Origin of the sequence: Streptomyces sp. NPDC050704 (assembly GCF_040654355.1) — a bacterium.
In the GTDB taxonomy this organism is placed as follows: Bacteria; Actinomycetota; Actinomycetes; order Streptomycetales; family Streptomycetaceae; genus Streptomyces.
Genome location: NZ_JBFAHW010000264.1, coordinates 1 through 2,101 on the forward strand (window position 1 = coordinate 1; position 2,101 = coordinate 2,101).

The window sequence follows — 2,101 nt, forward strand, 5'->3', positions numbered from 1 at the left end:
CGAGTTCGCCGTACGAGAGCGTGCCGCCCTCGTGGCGGACCGCCACGGCCCCCGGAGTGCGGGCCGCCTGCTCCTCGAAACGCCCAAGGACGGTGGCGGTCTCGGCCCCGTACGTGGTGTCGTTCCACTCGGTCAGCTGCCGCTCCCGCTCCCCCGCCGGCAGGAAGGCCAGGCGGGCGTCACCCTTCGGGTCGTGGGCCATGGCCTCCAGGACCGCGCGGTAGATCGACGCGAGCCGGTCGAGGGCCGCCTGGCCGAGAACCAGGTTGTTCGCGGAGAGGTTGATGTGACCGGACAGCACCGAGACCCGCAGCCCGAATTCCAGGGCGCCCTCACCCACCGTGGCCTGCGTGTCGATCAGCTTCTCGTCCACCTGGTGGAAGTCCTGGTAGGAGAACGGGACGTCGATCAGGCGCCGGCCGTCGCCGAGTTCACGCTGGATCTCCGGCATCGGGAAGGCCCGGTGCGACCAGAGTTCCGCCTCGCGGGCGAAGACCTGCTCGGTCAACTCGCGCCAGGTGGCGGCCGAGCGGTCGTGCGCGAACGGCAGGGTGTTGAGGTGCATGCCGTAGACACGGTCGGCGCCCCGCGCCTCCGGGCGGGCGTTGCACACCAGGCCGGTGAAGAAACGCTCGTCCGGGGTCAGCTGGCTCATGACCTTCAGGTGCGCCGCGTGCAGCACGCTCTTCAGTGAGGCGCGGGCGTCGGCGGCCAGACCGCGCAGGCCCTGCTCCAGGTCACCGAAGGAGACCTGGCTGCGGGACTGGCGGCGTTCCGAGCCGGGGGCGTCGGCCCATGCCTGCGGCAGGGCGAGCCGCGGGTACTCGGTGACGACGTCCCGCCAGTAGGCGCGGTCGGCTGCGGAGGCCAGCGAGTCGAGCTCGGCGGCCACGAAGTCCGCGTACCGCACGGCCGGCGCCTCGTAGGGCTCGGCCGCGCCGGTGTCCCTGATCTGCCGGTAGGCGTCGATGACCTCCATGACGAGGGTGAAGGTGCTCCAGCCCTCCATCACGACATGGCACTCCGTGATGGCCAGCCACCAGGCCCCGGCCTCCTCGACGTGGGCGGCGATCCGCATCAGCGGCGCCCGGTCCAGGTCGAAGACGTCGGCACGCTCCCGGGCCGTGAACTCCCGCACCGCCCGGTTGATGCCGTCCCGGTCGAGACCGCCGAGGTCGCGGGTCGCGAAGGGGATCTCGGCGGTGGCGTGCACGAGCTGCATCGGCACCGAGTAGGTGGACAGGTCGACGGAGGTGCGCAGCACCTCGTGCCGGGCGACGATCTCGGCCACGGCCCGCCGCAGCGCGTCCGCGTCGAAGGCGACCTCGTCGCGGATCCGCATGGAGAAGACGTTGTGGTACGTGTTCCTGCCGTCCCCGCGCTGCATCTCGACCACCATGCCGAGCTGCGCCTGGGAGAGCGGGTAGGCGTCGGCGAGCCCGCCGGGCAGTCGCTCGCGGTCCGCGTCGGACAGCAGCGCGAACGGCTCCACGCTGCTCACCCCGGTCGCCGGGGCGGGCCGTCCCGTCGCCAGTTCGGCGAGCGCGGCCACCGTCAGGTTCTCCAGGACGTCGCGCACCGCCAGGTCGAAGCCGGCCTCGCGCAGGGCGCCCACCAGGGACAGGGCACGGATCGAGTCGCCGCCGAGGTCGAAGAAGCTGTCCTCGACGCCGACCCGGTCCAGGCCGAGGACGTCGGCGACGGCGTCGGCGATGCGCTGCTCGGCGACGGTGCGCGGGGCGACGTACGTCTGGTCGCCGGTGAGCGCCGTGTCCTGGCCGGGGGCGGGCAGGGCGCGTTTGTCGAGCTTGCCGTTGGTGGTCAGCGGCAGCGCGTCGAGGGCGACGAACGCCGACGGGACCATGTACTCGGGCAGTTGAGCGGCGAGGTGGCCGCGCAACTCGCCCAGCGCGGGCGGCTGTTCGCCGGCGGGCACCAGGTAGGCGACGAGGCGTTTGTCGCCGGGGGTGTCCTCGCGGACCAGCACGACGGCGTCACGGACCTGGGGGTGTGCGGCCAGCGCGGTCTCGATCTCGCCCAGCTCGATACGGAAGCCGCGGATCTTGACCTGGTCGTCGATCCGGCCCAGGAACTCCAGACC

At 72.4% G+C, this 2,101-nt stretch carries 1 protein-coding gene; it reads right to left on the minus strand.

All coding sequences use genetic code 11. The features are described from left to right. The coding region (locus AB0I18_RS51955) for a condensation domain-containing protein (RefSeq protein ID WP_363112877.1) at nucleotides 1–2,101 on the minus strand (2,101 nt) is incomplete at both ends.